Origin of the sequence: Pseudomonas sp. 382, from assembly GCF_002759075.1 — a bacterium.
Taxonomy (GTDB): domain Bacteria; phylum Pseudomonadota; class Gammaproteobacteria; order Pseudomonadales; family Pseudomonadaceae; genus Aquipseudomonas; species Aquipseudomonas vlassakiae.
In genome coordinates this window covers 41,670-55,422 of sequence record NZ_PEMX01000028.1, presented here as the reverse complement: position 1 = coordinate 55,422, position 13,753 = coordinate 41,670, and the positions used below count along the sequence as shown (strand labels likewise).

General features: G+C 65.2%; 19 protein-coding genes. All 19 read right to left on the bottom strand.

Annotated elements, in window-relative coordinates; translation table 11 throughout:
• Nucleotides 1-3: 3 nt before the first annotated feature.
• The gene (locus CQW31_RS23895; protein ID WP_009459678.1) at nt 4-543 is read right to left on the bottom strand and encodes an integrating conjugative element protein; all 540 of its coding nucleotides are present in this window, start codon (nt 541-543) and stop codon (nt 4-6) included.
• Nucleotides 540-1,145, bottom strand: coding sequence for a transglycosylase SLT domain-containing protein (locus tag CQW31_RS23890; RefSeq protein WP_099815556.1), 606 nt, complete (start codon nt 1,143-1,145; stop codon nt 540-542). Before CQW31_RS23890 ends, CQW31_RS23895 begins: the two co-directional genes overlap by 4 nt.
• Complete coding sequence (locus CQW31_RS23885; protein ID WP_099815555.1) at nt 1,127-1,852, bottom strand: TIGR03759 family integrating conjugative element protein; 726 nt, start codon at nt 1,850-1,852, stop codon at nt 1,127-1,129. The genes CQW31_RS23890 and CQW31_RS23885 overlap by 19 nt, the downstream gene beginning before the upstream one ends.
• Nucleotides 1,853-1,866: 14 nt before the next feature.
• Nucleotides 1,867-2,508: a hypothetical protein gene (locus CQW31_RS23880; protein ID WP_009459681.1), complete on the bottom strand. Its 642-nt coding sequence runs from the start codon at nt 2,506-2,508 to the stop codon at nt 1,867-1,869.
• Complete coding sequence (locus CQW31_RS23875) at nt 2,505-3,104, bottom strand: PilL N-terminal domain-containing protein (protein ID WP_009459682.1); 600 nt, start codon at nt 3,102-3,104, stop codon at nt 2,505-2,507. The genes CQW31_RS23880 and CQW31_RS23875 overlap by 4 nt, the downstream gene beginning before the upstream one ends.
• A 147-nt stretch (nt 3,105-3,251) precedes the next feature.
• Nucleotides 3,252-3,458, bottom strand: a complete 207-nt coding sequence (locus CQW31_RS23870) for a hypothetical protein (RefSeq protein WP_009459683.1) — start codon at nt 3,456-3,458, stop codon at nt 3,252-3,254.
• Nucleotides 3,459-3,573: 115 nt separating this feature from the next.
• On the bottom strand, nt 3,574-5,853 hold the full coding sequence (locus tag CQW31_RS23865) for a helicase-related protein (RefSeq protein ID WP_099815554.1): 2,280 nt from the start codon (nt 5,851-5,853) through the stop codon (nt 3,574-3,576).
• A gap of 135 nt (nt 5,854-5,988) precedes the next feature.
• A complete protein-coding gene (locus CQW31_RS23860) occupies nt 5,989-6,294 on the bottom strand; it encodes a hypothetical protein (protein WP_009459685.1) in 306 nt (101 codons plus the stop codon).
• 90 nt (nt 6,295-6,384) lie between these two features.
• On the bottom strand, nt 6,385-6,705 hold the full coding sequence (locus tag CQW31_RS23855) for a hypothetical protein (RefSeq protein WP_009459687.1): 321 nt from the start codon (nt 6,703-6,705) through the stop codon (nt 6,385-6,387).
• 51 nt (nt 6,706-6,756) lie between these two features.
• On the bottom strand, nt 6,757-7,905 hold the full coding sequence (locus tag CQW31_RS23850; protein WP_219805742.1) for a DUF6094 domain-containing protein: 1,149 nt from the start codon (nt 7,903-7,905) through the stop codon (nt 6,757-6,759).
• Nucleotides 7,906-7,930: 25 nt separating this feature from the next.
• Nucleotides 7,931-8,578 (bottom strand): hypothetical protein, encoded by a 648-nt coding sequence (locus CQW31_RS23845; protein ID WP_019726336.1) that lies wholly within the window; start codon nt 8,576-8,578, stop codon nt 7,931-7,933.
• A gap of 76 nt (nt 8,579-8,654) precedes the next feature.
• Entirely contained in the window at nt 8,655-8,915 is a 261-nt protein-coding gene (locus CQW31_RS23840; RefSeq protein WP_009459691.1) for a hypothetical protein, read from the bottom strand.
• Nucleotides 8,916-8,931: 16 nt separating this feature from the next.
• Complete coding sequence (locus tag CQW31_RS23835; protein WP_009459693.1) at nt 8,932-9,339, bottom strand: hypothetical protein; 408 nt, start codon at nt 9,337-9,339, stop codon at nt 8,932-8,934.
• A gap of 102 nt (nt 9,340-9,441) precedes the next feature.
• Nucleotides 9,442-9,765: a hypothetical protein gene (locus CQW31_RS23830; RefSeq protein ID WP_009459695.1), complete on the bottom strand. Its 324-nt coding sequence runs from the start codon at nt 9,763-9,765 to the stop codon at nt 9,442-9,444.
• Nucleotides 9,766-9,859: 94 nt separating this feature from the next.
• Nucleotides 9,860-10,549, bottom strand: coding sequence for a DUF3275 family protein (locus tag CQW31_RS23825; protein ID WP_009459697.1), 690 nt, complete (start codon nt 10,547-10,549; stop codon nt 9,860-9,862).
• 57 nt (nt 10,550-10,606) lie between these two features.
• Entirely contained in the window at nt 10,607-11,524 is a 918-nt protein-coding gene (locus CQW31_RS23820) for a DUF3577 domain-containing protein (protein WP_009459698.1), read from the bottom strand.
• Between the two features lie 368 nt (nt 11,525-11,892).
• Nucleotides 11,893-12,246 (bottom strand): DUF3085 domain-containing protein, encoded by a 354-nt coding sequence (locus tag CQW31_RS23810; RefSeq protein ID WP_009459699.1) that lies wholly within the window; start codon nt 12,244-12,246, stop codon nt 11,893-11,895.
• A gap of 124 nt (nt 12,247-12,370) precedes the next feature.
• Nucleotides 12,371-13,183, bottom strand: coding sequence for a hypothetical protein (locus tag CQW31_RS23805; protein WP_019726335.1), 813 nt, complete (start codon nt 13,181-13,183; stop codon nt 12,371-12,373).
• A gap of 287 nt (nt 13,184-13,470) precedes the next feature.
• Nucleotides 13,471-13,749 (bottom strand): hypothetical protein, encoded by a 279-nt coding sequence (locus CQW31_RS23800; protein ID WP_009459701.1) that lies wholly within the window; start codon nt 13,747-13,749, stop codon nt 13,471-13,473.
• Nucleotides 13,750-13,753: the final 4 nt, after the last annotated feature.

Genomic DNA, 13,753 nt, shown 5'->3' with positions numbered 1-13,753 from the left:
GCTTCATTGCTCGATGCCGGTGGCCGTGATCAGCGCCGGGTAATGCCGCAGGCCTAGGCGATCGGCCAGGTCGTCTCCGGCTACGGGCGCGAGCGGCACGCCCGGCACCAGGGCACGCAGCCCTGCCAGGCCCTGCGCGGTCTCGACATTGACCACTAGGCCGACCGCGCCGCGTTCGCGCAAAGCAACGCCGCGGCGCTGCAACCAGGCCCGGGAGGCGTCGTCGTCGCCGATGACCACGAACGGCCGCAGGCCGGGCGCTTCGATCACGCGCCGAGCGACGGTGCCAGGCGTGAGTTTGGTGCTGCGCACCGGCAGCATCGCTGCCTCGTCCGCGGGTGTGGCGGGAACCTGTGGCGTCGGAATGGGCGGCCGGGCCGGGACATCGGCGCGCGGCTGGAGGTTGAGGGCCTCGTAGTACGGCAGCGCCGACGTGCCACCGCGATCTTCGACCACGATCAGCGGATCGCCGGCACGCGATGCCAGCGGCAGACCCGCCAGCAGCACAAGCAGGCCCCGCAGGGCCAGATGGGATTTCGTCATGGGGAAGTCTCCTGGCGCGTGGCGAGCACCGCGGCGTTTGGGCGTGCGCCCTGCACACGCGCGAGATGGCGCGACACGCTGCGCCGGTAGCGGGCGGCGGGCTCGCCGCCCGCAGGACGGTGGTAGCGGCCGATCGCCAACAGCCAGTCTTCGCCGGACGTGTGCTGCTCCTTCAGGATCTCAGCGGCGATGGCGAGGTTGCGGTACGGGTCAAGCAGGTCGCACGCGGTGCTGTAGCGCTGCTGGTGGTAGCCGAGGTTGATCTGCCCAAGGCCCGCGTCGATGCGCGTATGAGGCGTCGAGCGCATCGCCCGCTGCAAACCCGCGCAGGCGTCGGCTCGGGTCGTGTAGCGGCGCGACTGGCCGGCGACATTGAGGGACCACGGCCACGGGACGATGCGCCCGTTGCGCCGAACACCGCTCTCCTGCAAGGCCACGGCGAAGAGCACGGTCGAGGGGATGCCCGCCCGCTGTGCGGCGAGTTGGTAGGCCGGTGGTGGAACCTCCTGGGCATGGACGGCGCAGGCGCACAGGCCGGTAGCAAGCACCAGTGCGCGCAGGAGCTGCGAGACGGAGGTGGCCGCTACGGCTGACGCTGCCATTGGCCGTTCACCTCGCGCACAGCCGCGGGCAAGTCACCGGGCAGGCCCAGCGACAGCCAGCGGCCGCCGTCGTGGTTGAGGGTAATGCTGCCGCTGCGCACGCGCGCCGGGTCGATCTGCGCGCGCTTGGCCCAGTCGCGGATGCGTGCATCGTCCTGGCGGCTGCCCACCATATACAGGTCGAACTCGGCACCCGAGGATTGCAGGCGCTGCACGAGCTGCCCACAGGCCGCGCAGCCGTCCTTGACGAACACCGCCATTCGGCCGCTGCCGCGCGCGGTGCCGGCGCCCGGCCCGTCGTCGGGCAGGTTCACGCGCTGCATGCCGGGGTTCAGGCGCTGCCAGGCTTCGTCGTAGGCGCGTTGGTAGGCGAGCAACTTCTCGACGCGGCGTGCTTCGATTTGCACCTGCAGCTCTGCATAGCGCCGCCGTTCTTCGTCGGTCCGTGCCTCGATGCCTAGGGCAGACAGCGGGTCCAGGTTGGGCGAGTAGATTCCCAGCGGCCCATCCATCAGCTCGCGGTAACGCACCCATTCCTGGGGTTGGAGGCCCCAGTTGCTTGCTACTCGGTCGTCCAGGACGCGGGCGGCCAGCGGGCGCTCCTGGCTCTGCGCATTGCGGGCCGGGGCGGTGGCCGGCTGCTGCGCCCAGGCGGGCAACTGGGCGGATGCCAGCAGGAGCGCGAAAAGGATGATCGACGGCTGCATGTGGTGTGCTCCGGTCAGGGAATCGCCACGCGACGGGTCTGGTCGCCGGCTTGGAACACCGCGGCGCTGCCATCGATTGCCTGCAAGCGCCATGGGCCGACCGCATCACCGGGCAGCAGCACCTGAAGCTGGTCGGGCGTGAAGTCCCCACTGCTCGGCGCGACGGACACGCTGCGCTGGCCGGCGCGCAGTTCGGCGCCGACGATGCGGAACGGCAATGGCGGCGGTTCAGACTTGGCGGCGGGCTTGCTCGATGTGCGCGGCTGGACGGGGGCTGCTGCACGCGCGGCGGTCTGGCGCGTCTTGATCTGCTCGATCTCCGCGCGCAGCGCCTGAAGGTCGTCGGCGGCTGCGTAGCCGCTCAGTGTTTTCTCAACCTGGGAAGCGCGTGCTTCCAGGATTTGGCGGGTGTCTTTGAGGTCCGCCGCCGTTGCGACGGCCGGACGCTGCTGGATGGTCTCGATGGCCTCGGCCAGGGCCACCGCCTGCGCTTCGAGGCGTTGCAGACGGGAATCGAGCCGTTCCTGGTCGGCCTGGTCGCTCATCGCCTGGTAGCCGAGGGCCACGATGACGCTTAGACCGAGCAGCCAGAGCCAGAGCATGCTTTGCACCACCACGGCGGCGGTCGGGCGACGCGAAGATTGCGGAGCGTTCACGGCTGGCCTCCTGGAGTGGAAGGCATCAGCGGGAAGGTCTGCACCGCATCGGCGGCGGTCGGTTCGGGCATGGGTTCGGCGGCCACGCTGTCGCCGGGCCGCTCGAAGCAAATCTGTCGTGCGCGGTCATCCGCGTGCAGTTCCCAGGCCGGACCAGCCAGGGTGAGCAGCGCATCGCGCAAGGTCATGGGACCGAGATGCAGGTGCGCCGCCGGGAGCGGCAGCTCATACAGCTCGATCACGGCATGCGCCGTTTGGCACAGGCTGTAGCCGCTGCGCTTGAGCACATGCCGCAGCCCATCGCCGACCGTGGCGCGGGCATCCTCGGGCATCGACACGTCGATGGTCTGCAACAGCAGGTCGCGCTGCGCCGCTGTAGGGGCCAGTTCGACCAGCGTGTAGCGGGCGTAGCGCACGACCGGGATGTACTCGGGCGCTTCGGGTTCGGGCGCGGCCGAGACTTCCTCGATGGTGTCGGGCGCGACCGGCGCAGTCGTCGTCGCGCAGCCACCGGCCAGCACCGACCAAAGCAGGCCGAAAAATCCCGCCAGCAGGCGGCGTTCGGGATGGTGAAACCAGGGTGGAGAGGGGCACATAGCTCGGCGTCCTGAAACATCGAGCCCTCACCATCGCCGCTCGGGCTACGAGCGGCAGCAAACAATGCGAACCAGACAGCGCCCGATTTGCCGGCAGCGCCTTCACCAAAGAAAGGCCCCAAGTTGGGGCCTGTGAAAATGGGTCTCTTATTTCTCGTCGTCGATGCCCATGCGCTCACGCATTTCGGCGAGGAACGCCTCGGGGGCCATCAGACCATAGCGTGCCAGGCGCACAGGGATGTCCTCCGCATCGAGGTTCCCATCTTCGATGCGCTGCCGCAGGAAATCCGCAATCTCGGCTTCCAGCTTCCGTTGGGTGTCGATGGCTTCGGACGGTTGGGTGTTGGTATTCATGGAAATCTCCTTGGGATGAAAAAAGCGCAGCCACGTCCACGGAGAACGTGGGCGTGGCTGCAAGGTGGGAACAACAGAAATGCCGGCGGCGCTAGGCCGGCTTGTGGCGTGGGAATCAGGCGGCGACCAGTTGCCGGGCCAGTGCGACCTCGACGGAATCACCATCCTGGTTCAGGACATCCAGCCCCGATTCGGGTACATCGCCCGAGGTGGACTGCGAGACCATGATCTTCTTGGCCATCAGTTCGAGGCATGTCATCTGCGAGGAACCGGCGTAGCCGAGATAGATCACGCGCACGGGGTGCTTCTGCCCGATGCGCCAGGAGCGGCGGGCCGCCTGCTGGAGCGAGTACACGTTGTAGCCCGACTGCATGAACACGATTGTCGGGAAATCCAACAGGTCCAATCCCGTCTTGACCAACTCGGGGTTGGTGATGAGCACGTCGATGCCACGATCCAGTTGCTCGGCAATCCAGTCCTCGCGGCGGCTTGCATCCACGCTCGCGCGCAGCACCGCCACCTTGAAACCTTCCTGCTCCAGCAGTACCTTCAGGCGCGACGTGGTGTCGCGCGTGCCGGTATAGACCGTGTAGGCGAGGACCTTGCGGCCCTGCGCCTTCTCCTGTTTGCAGATATCGATCAGCTCACGCTCCTTGGGGCTGATCTCGAACTCGTTGAACTGAGCCGGGACGAACGCCAAGGTGTTGCGCGTGCGCGGATGCACCACGGTTTCCGACCGGAAGCAGCAATCCGGCCAGGCCAGCAGCACGTTGAGGACCACACCCAGCAGAGTCGTATCGCGTCGCGCCAGAGCCTGTTTCAGCTCCGCGGTCAGCCGGCCCGCCAGATCGCGGTAGGCCGCGGCTTGCGCCGTGTCCATCGCGACTTCGCGGAACTCTTCGTCATACGGCGGCAGGACGTTGCCGCCGATGTCCTTGAGCTTGAGGAAGATCGTGAACGGCAGGATGCAGCGCAAGACGCCCTTGGGGCCGAAGCCCGGGGCTTTGACCGTGCGCACCGATACCTTGGTGCCCTTGGCCGTCTTGTGCGCCGTGCCGGCGCTCTCGGAGTAGATGTCCTTCAAGACCCCGTGATCGCGCATGAACGCCATCGCGGCCGAGGTCATGCTGCCGCTCGTGGTCGGGCGGTAGCCGTCTTCGATCATCCGCCCGGGAAGGGCTCGGAACAGCAGGTAGAACAGGTCGTCCCCGTAGCCGCCCATCAACGTGCCGGTCAGCAGCAAGGTTTTGCGAGCCTTCGCCGCCAGCACGCCCATGGCTTGGCCCTGGGCACTGCCGCCGTTCTTGTACTCGTGTGCCTCGTCGGCGATGAGCAGGTCGAACGTGCCTTGCGGCAGGTATCTCTTGATGAACTCGGACGGCTGATAGCCGCCCTCGCCAAACCCGAACTCCATGTTGGCCATCGCGCGTTCCATGCGCGTGGCCTGACGGTCGGAGAACACCAGTTCGCCGTTGCCGTCCATGAGGTTGATGAACTCATGGATGTTGTCGCCGAGCATCGAGGCCAGGAAGCCGTCGCCGAACTTCTGCATCAGCTTCTGCGCGGTGACTTCCCCGATGGTCGGGATGCGCTTCAAGGCTTTGAGGACGGCCGAGGACTGATCGCTGCCGGACAGGCTTCTCGGGCGGATCAGCGTCCACAGGGGGGCGGCGCAGTGGCAGCACTTCCTGCGGGATTCCTCGGCTTCGAGTTCGACCGGGTTGACCGGCTCGCCGTCGAGATCGGTGATGACCGTGCCGCAGTCCGGGCACGCTGCCACGTTGCCGTGGCGGGTACGCCGCTGAGTGAAGACAGGCTTCCAGTGGAACCCCATCCGCATCCTGACGCGCCCCAGGACAAAGAACTCCTGGCCCGTGGGCTGCACGCCCAACTGCTCGCGTAGCTTGATGAGCTTGACCAAGGTATCGGGGCCGTTGAGCACCCACACCTTGGCGCCTGCTACCGTCTCCTGGATCCCGCGCCGCCACTTGTAAACAAGGTGCGGCGGCGAAAGAACCAAGGTGCGGCGGTAGCCTTCGGCGTTGAGCACGGCGGCCGTGGCGATGCCGACGGTCGTCTTGCCGCAGCCCATTTCGCCATTGACGATCGCGGCATGTTCGCCACGGTCAATCAGCAGCTCGGCGGCGGCATGGACGACTTCGGCCTGGGCCTGGAACAGCTTGCGCTTGAGGCTGGCGACGATGAGCTGGCGATGTGCCTGCGGTTGGCCGGTATAGACCGGCGGATTAGCGCTGTTGAGGGCGTCGAGCAGTTCGTCGCCGAACTCGCCGACGAAATCCTGAAGGCTCAGGGTCAGAGGGGAAGATTCCGCATCGAGCAGTTCGCCCTGTACGGGCGCGGCTTCAGCGGCATTGGTTTCGAGATCGAGGGACATGGTGATGCTCCAAAGAAAATGGGGCATGCACCACCCCCAGTGGGGCAGTGGCATGCCCCGTGGTGGGAAGTAAATCGGCGCGTGGCCGAAGGTGGTTGAAGGTGCTGGCCTGGATGGCCAGCGGGTGAACCGTGCTCAGTCCTCGGACGGCAGAACGATGACGGTGGCGCGGCGCTCCGCGTCGGTAACGATGCGAATGGCCAGCCCCGGGTGGATCACGTAGTGCGATGCCAGCGAAGCACCTGATTGAAGCGCGGTGCTGTTGGCCTGCCATTGCTGGACGTTGACGTCGCCCCAGTCACCACGGGTGTGGCGCCTGAAGTACGGGATCGGGTCGAGGCGACCCGAGCGGACCAGGCGGTCAATGCCTTTGCTGAAGATAAGCGCCCCGATGGGGAACGCCAGCCTCTGGCAGTAGGTTTCGATGCGATGTGATGCCATGGGCTCCTCCTTGAAAGGTTATTGAGCCACGACACCCCTGGCGGAGTGAAGTGGCTCCGTCAGGTGGATGAGAATGACGATGTGGGGCCGTCAAATCAGATCTTGCTCCTCGGATAGCTGGACCACCGTGGTTTCATGGTCCTCGCTGGTCTTGACGATCAGTGCCAGGTCCGGCGTGATCCTGAACTGCGAGATCATTAGGTTGTCCTGTTGGATTGCGACGTTGTTGGCTTGGCGGGTGGCCTCGTCGATCTCGCCCCAGTCACCGCGCACGTGGCGCTGGACATAGGCCAAGGGGTCGATCAGGCCTTTGCGTGCCAACCAATGCACCTTCTCGCTCAACTTCAGCGTACCCGGTGCGAACAACGGTTGCTTCTGCGGCGCCGGCCGCTTGAACGGGTTTGCGAACATGGTGTTTCTCCTTCGATGTGGGAATAGCAGGACGGCAGCGCGTCCGGTGAGTCAGCGGATGGTCAACACCTCGCCCCGTGTCGCGGAGCCAGGCGTCATGTCCCACGCGCGGATGACGGGCACAAACTTGTCGGTGAGGATGCGGGTCTCGGCGATCGAGCCGTCTTCGCGTTCGGTGAATTCACGCTGGAGCGTCTTGTCCTTGTGGGTGTCACCTTTGACGACGAGCACGCGCCCGGTCTTGGAGCGCACAACCCCCGAGATCGCGCCCGCGGCCAGAGCCAGGGCGAGATGCCAGTGGGACAAAGCCCGCGCCGGTGGACGCAGCGACTGCTGCGCGGCCCCCAGGTGCGTGTCCAGCGACGGCCAGAGGCCTTGCAGCCTGCCAACCTCGTCGGCGAACTGCTCGGGCTCCATCGTCACGCGGAAGAAATGCTCCGGCTCGGCCGGACTGGCGGGGACGATGTACGGCAGGAACGGCCAATCGCTCGGCAGCTCCTCGGCTTCGACTTCGCCAAGCCCAACCTGCAGCAGCAGATTGCGCACGGCCTTGACGCCATCGGGAGCCTGTTCACGCTGTCGCACCCTTCGGCCGAAGATCACCACCTGCTTGAATTGCGTTTCCACCGCTCGGTAGATGCGCAGGTCCGTGTAGTGGCGTGTCAGCCAACCGACCAACTCCGCGTCGAGCACGTAGCCGGGGACGATGAAGACCAGCACGCCGCCGTACTGCAACAGCGACAGCGAACGCTGATAGAACAGCTTTTCGAGGCGGGCACGGCCCTGGCCTTGGTAGCCGATGTTGCCGTTGACGTCCTTGGACAGGTCGCCATACGGCGGGTTGAGCCAGAGCAACCCGAAGGATTGCTTGGAGACCATCGTGTCCATCAGGTCCGCGTGCAGGCAGTGATCGACCAGGCCGCGGGCATGACGTGCCCGCTCCGGGTCGAACTCGACGGCGAACGCCTTGGCCTGCTCGCGCCCGAGGGCATGGGCGGCTTCGGCGATCGCCACGCCTTCGCCGGCGCAGGGATCGAGGATGCACATCGGCCCGTCGCTGGGCATCAGTGCGTTGAGGGCTCTTTCGAGCGTGGGTTCGTCGGTCGGGTAGTAACCGTTCTTGGCGAAATTGCGGGCAAGCCGCGGGAACATGAGGGCCATGGAAGTCTCCTGGTTGGCGGGGAGGAATGGCGGAAGCACGCCAAGGCGTGCCTCCGCAGGTGGGTCAAGCCGCTACCGCTTCCGGCGTCCAAATCTTGGCCGGATACGGATAGGCGGTGAGTACGTCACTTCGGATCAGGGAACCCAGCGCCAGGGTCAGCGCCGGCACGTCGATGGCGAGCCGATGGCCTTCCAACGGCCCGAGGGCGAACGGAAGGCGGGCCAGCATCTCGCGGGTTTGCAGCAGTTCCAGCACGGTCTCGCGCCAGTGGTCGAGCAGCGGCAACGGGCAGGTGTCCCGCACCAGCATCCACAGGCGGTCAAGCCGGTGGGAGCTGTCGCGTGGCAGCAATGCCAGCGCGCTGGCGTTGGCCTTGTCGGGCTTCACGCAACGCCGGTCGAACAGCCACACGTTGGACAGCGAACCGAACAGCGTTCGCCGGTAGGCGCGGGTCATGCGCTTTTCCAGGCGATCGACGTTGCCGACGAACACCGGGACGCTGCCGCCCTGGTCGGTGATGACGTGGAACTGGTCCAGTCCTTGCTCGTCGCGCCCGAGGGTCAGGCGAGCGAGGAACTGCTGGACGGCGGTGTCGCGCGCCCAGATGGACAGGAAGATCAGGTTGCCCTGGTCATCGCCGACGCAGGCGTCGGCCATCACGTCCGGGCATTCGTCGATGCGGTACAGCGTGGAAGAAGTGTTCGCGGGCATGGTGGTGTCCTCGGATGAACGGGAACAGCACCGCCCGCCGGGGCAAGTACTGCCCCAGGGGGTGGAAGAAAATCGCTCAGTCCGGCTCGAACTGCCGGGTGTGCGGGTTGAAGTGAAGCGCCTCGTCCACCGCGGTGATCGGCGTGAAGCCGTCCAGGTAGATGTTGTTGAGGTACTGGTCGCGGTAGGTCAGCGCCTGCCGCGCCTGTTCCTCGGTAAGGCCGTTGCTGATGAAGTACTCCTGCATTTCCTCGTCGGAAGACACTTCGTCGTTGGACAAACTGCCTTCAACGAGTTTCAACAGTGAGGCGGGGAGCGCAGCCAGGATCGGGTCCATGTCGGTTCCTCCTGACTCAGGCCAACAGCGCCGCGGCGGGTGCCGTGGATGCCGTGGGGGTGCGCCGCCGCGCGTGGTAGGCGCGAACGCCTGCACGCCAGTCGGCGGACTGCTCCGGCGTCATGTCGAGGTAGCTCAACGGGCACGAGTAGTAGTACGGGTGCATGGACTCGTCCAAGGGCTTGTAGCCCCATTGGCTGCCGCTGCGCTCCAGAAGATCGCAGCGGATGTAGCGCAGGGACTGGCCCGGTGCGAGATCACGATGCACGCCTTCGGCCCTGGCCGTCACTTCCGCGACGGACCAGAGGACGTTGCCGCGCAGCGTGTGGGCGATGACCTTCACGCTGGCGCGCTCGGTCTCCTGCGGTGCGATCAGTTCCGCGATCAGTTCAGACCGCGATTGGGGAGAGAAATACCAGCCCATGAGAGGCCTCCTGAAGAATGTAGAGCCAGAGGCCTCCCCGTGGGGAAGAACCCCCAGCGGGTGATGGAATGCCGCGTGTGCGGCGATGGAATGCAGTGCGGGCTAGGAACCGCAACCGGCCGGGCAGCAACCCAGCGTGATCCCATGCGAACAGCAGCCGTTTTCAGCGAGCCAGTCCTGGGTTTCCTGCCGTTCGGCGGGTGTTGCGTAGTCCCATTCCTGGGTCGCGATTTCCAGCGCATGAACGCGCTGGCTTTCCGGCAATCGACTGGCTTGCGCGTCGATCTCCGAGCTGAAAAGCGTGACCCAGTGATCCCAGGACAGGCCGCAACCACGTTGGGCATGCTCGGCGGCCGTCTTGCAAACGGCGCGCCACGCGGTTTCGTCCAGCGCGGAACGGGGTGTATCGCAAGTGATGATGGACATGATGGAGACCTCCAGAAGAAAGCCGAGGCCACCCCCGCATGGGGAAGGAACCCCGGCGGGTGGATGAAGAACACCGCGGATGCGGTGTCTGCAATCACGCAGGTTGCAGTTCGGCCTGGCGGCTCCACTCCTGCGTCTTGAAGTCCAGCGCGTAGCCCAGTTCGCCCAGGCGGGCGATCTGCGCGCGCAGGGTGCGGCGGTCGATGGTCGAATCCAGCTTCACAGACTCGCCCAGCGGCCACAACAGGCCGAACAGCGCGGCGTCGCCATCCTCGGTGCTGCCGGGGGCAGCAGCCGCAGCAGGCGGCGCGTCCACGCCGAAGGGCGTGGTATCGACCAGCGGGTCCGCGGACGTCTGCACGGGTGCAGGTTTGGCGGACCTGGATGCCTTGGCGGGCTTGGCCGGCGTTGTCGCAGGCTGTGTCCCTTGCTCTTCATCGAGCGGATCGACTTCCTGCGGAGCAAAGCTATGTGCTTCGGCCTTGCTCAGCTTGTCGATGCCGAAAAGTGTCATACCGTCCAGGTTGGCGCGCATCTCGAAACGCATGCTGCCGTCGCTGATCGGATAGCCTTTGAGGAAGATGTAGCGAAGAACGAATTCCCCTTGGTACTTGCCCTCGGGGTATTGCTCCAACTCCGCGTCTTTAATCGTGAACTTGCCGAGTTGGCATTCGAGCTTGCCAACGTTGAACTTTCCGTTGCGGCCGTGAATGGTGCGCAGCGCGAGCTGGCCCGGGACGATGATGGGCGTGGCCGATTTCTCGGGTGCCGATGTGACTGCCATGATGCTTCTCCTTGAGGAATAGGAAAAAGGCAAGGCCCCGTGAGGGGCCATGCCGGATCAGAACGAAGCAGCCAATGCCGGCTCCTGCTCTTCGACTTCACCTGCGGGCTCGCGCTCGGCGGACTCGATAGGCTGGTCGGCAGCGGTGTCGGCGGCATCCTCGGCTTCGGGCGCGGGTGCGTCCTCGGCCTGCGGCGCCTCGGCTTGCGCCTGGCTCGTCGGATAGACCTGGGTGCCGTCGATCTTGATCAGACCGATGTGGATCAGCGTCGATTCCAGGCTCGCTCCCGGCTCCCCGGCGCGCTCACCCTTGGTGCGGATGTACGGATCGATCTTCATGTCGTTCAACTTGAAGGCGATCAGCACCTTGCGGTCCCCTTCGATGGCCTGCACGCACCGGCGAACCAGGTGCTCGGCTTCAGGGGTGGCGACGATGGTGTCGAAGTACCGATAGTCCGGTTCACCGACAGGCCCGGCCAGAGCCGCGACGCAGCACGACAGGAACGGATCGCCATCCTTGGGGGTGACGTCCTTCGGACGGCTGAGGTAGCCGATGCCGCGGGTGATCAGCTCGTGCTGCTTGATGGAAGCCAGTTCGGCCCGGTCAAGCGGCTCGGCCTTGAGCAGTCGCGCCTTGAGGGACGCGGCGGCTTCACCCTTGCGCTCGCCCTTGTCGCGGATGTACGCATCGCCCCACAGGTCGCCGAGGCGGAAGCGCACCAGCGGGCGCTGCTTGGGATCGTCAACGCCGATGTAGCGCTGGACGAGGTTCTTGGCCTCGGCACCCGAGACCTTGACGTCGAAGTAGCGGTAGCTGGGGTCCCTGGCGGGGCCGACCAGCGCGGCAACGGTGCATGCCAGGAAAGGCTGCGCACGGCGGCCGCCCCGGACAGGCACTTCACGGACACGCTGGATGTAGCCGATGCCCGAGGTGTGGAGGTCGAAATACGATTTCTCGTTGGACGTGGTGTTCATGGTGAATCTCCATAGGGAAGAAGCGGAGACACACCAGCCCCACGCATGCGGGGAAAGGTGCGTAACCCCGCGGTGGGTCGATAAGGCGAAAGCATCCGCCACCAGAGACTGGTGGCCGCTCGCGGATGGATGCGGTGCGAGCTGGCTCGGTCACGCAGTGGGAACTGCGACGCAACCTCGAAGACCGATGGTTGCCTGGCATGTCGCTGACAACGTCAGCAGGCATGGGGTCAGCATGGCCGGGCCTCGCGCGCGCGACAGCAATCAATCGGCATCCGGGCGCTTCCCATTTTTTCCAGGCTGCCCAGTTCCGCCCAAAAGAAAGCCCCCGAAATGGGGGCTTCAAGGGGTATGCGGACATTTTTGGACTACGCCGATTCCACCGCCGCCAGTGACAGATACGTAGCGGTGGCGGACAGCTCCAGATCATCTGAGCTTTGCAGAATGCGAGTGAAAACGCTGTCTTTCGGGTCGAAGAACTCGCCGAAATCGTCGCCGCCAAGCTCGGCGCGTGCCAGTTCCCACCAGTCATCGAACGGGTCGGTATCCGGGTTGCAGCCGACGGCATAGGCCAGCAGCTTCACGCGGCCATCGGGGCGGCGCTCTCCGCGCTCGGCGAGGAAGTACACGCCCTGGTCCTTGGCCAGGGCGACGCGGCATTGGTTGGCGATGGCCTCGGCAAGCACGGGGCGCAGGTCGGAGCCTCTGAATCGCAGTGACATGGTTGAAATCTCCTGTATGGATGAAGAAAAAAGCCCTCCACCGAAACGGATGGAAGGCTTGTGGGGCAGTCGCCGGTAGGCTGTGGACTGATCAGTCGTGCCGCTAGGCTTCCTGTCTGGCGCGTCAGGCTGGAACCGCCTGACGTTGACGAGAGGCTTTGGCGTCGATCACGCTCACGCCGATCAGGCGCCAGCGCCCGTCGTCGATGAGCCGCTCCAGCACTTCACCGAGCATGTCGAAATACACCTCGTCGTGCCTATCGATCAACTCACCGTCGCGGTGCAGCTCCACCACGTAGGTGTCGCCGCCACGGTCGTAGAGGATCGTCACCTGACCCTCGAACTTGGTGGTTGAGACCGTGAAGCTGATCGCCGGCGGGGTCTCGATGATCTTGGAGGGCTTGGGATCGACCCAGGCGAAGTCGCGGGCACCTGCATCGACCAGCATGTGGGTGATGCACCGGAACCCGTCGGGCGCGGGCATCTCCTCCAACTGCTCGATGAGTTGGCCCAGCTCCATGCACTGCGGCTCGGGAATTGGCAGCTTGGCGGGTGCTTTGCCAAGGATATGCCTCGTGATGGTGTAAGGCGTGCCATCCGAAGTCTTCTCGGTGACGACTTCCGGGGTGTCCGCGCGCAGCCCGTCGAAACGTCGCCGGGCGTAGGGTTGGACATGGACCTTGGCGCCCTCGCTGGGAACGGTGGTCACCAGGTTGGGATCGAGCACGGCGAACTCGGAAGGCTTGAGCTTGACGACGATGGCATCGTCGGTCGCGGAGACCACCTTGCCGTTGAAGGGCTGAGGGTCGATGGCGAAGCCCAACGTCGAGGACTGCGGCTGATCATCGAATACGCGGTATTTGAACGAACGCACGTTGCGAGGCATATGGCCCGCGACAAGCGAAGGCATCATGGATTTGATGAGGGAACGGTCCATGGGAATCTCCTTGAGGAAGAACAAGGGATTCCCCGCCCGCAAGGGAGAGGTCCCTTGTGGGTGGCGTGAACGGACGGGGTACGTCCATAGGAAGAAACGACCAGCACGGTTTCCCGCACTTGCAGCCTTGAAGGTCTCGGCTGCCAGGGCATGTGTCGGCAACGCCGACGAACATGGAGCAAGGATGGCTCTGGAATGGGCGGCCTGCCCGCAAGAAATCGCACAGCGTCGCACCCGCTTTCCTGCGCTGCGGACAAGAAAAAGCCCCCGAAAGGGGCTTGGTTGGGTCAGGCTTCGTACACGAAGTAGTGCTCGCGCTGACGTGGGAAGAAGACATGCTTCCATGTATCGCCGCTGGTGTTGCCACCGTCGAAGACGACCATTTCGTAGTCGTCAATGTCGGTGTCCACCAGGTCGGCGCTGGCGATATGGCGCATGTGCAGCGTGCCGCTCATGCGCTCGAATACCAGGATCTGGCCGATGGCGTCGTCCTGGCCCATGGCATTGACGCAGGCGCCGAGCTGGTGCTCGAAGTCTGGCGTGCGCGAGATGAGGTCGGGGAACATGAGG